This window comes from Actinomycetospora termitidis (assembly GCF_030286555.1).
GTDB classification, from domain to species: domain Bacteria; phylum Actinomycetota; class Actinomycetes; order Mycobacteriales; family Pseudonocardiaceae; genus Actinomycetospora; species Actinomycetospora termitidis.
In genome coordinates, this window is the sequence record NZ_JASVWF010000030.1 from 1 (window position 1) to 326 (window position 326).

Annotated in this window: 1 protein-coding gene; it reads right to left on the reverse strand. The window is 72.7% G+C overall.

The features are described from left to right. The coding region (locus QRT03_RS32050; protein WP_286057233.1) for a DUF222 domain-containing protein at positions 1-326 on the reverse strand (326 nt) is incomplete at both ends.

Sequence of the window (326 nt, forward strand, 5' to 3'; positions counted from 1 at the left end):
CGGATCATGGTGTCGCGGATGACCTCGACGTGCCCGTCACCCACGGTGCCGTCATCGACGTAGGAGCTGGTGGCCGGCAGGTCCGCGGGCACCACCGCCCCCGACGGCGAGGTGGTCTCGTGCAGCGCGGCGGCGTGCTTGGCCAGCCGATTGGTCTCGGCCGGGTCCAGGCGCACGTGATCGGCCAACAGCCGCGACAGGTGCCGGTAGCCGGACTCCGCCAACGCGTCAGAGGTCTTGAGCGCGGTCAGCGCCCGGTACACCCGCGCCCCCGCCAACCGGTACGCGCGCACGGCGTCCGCCATCTCCGCCAGCGCTGCACTGGA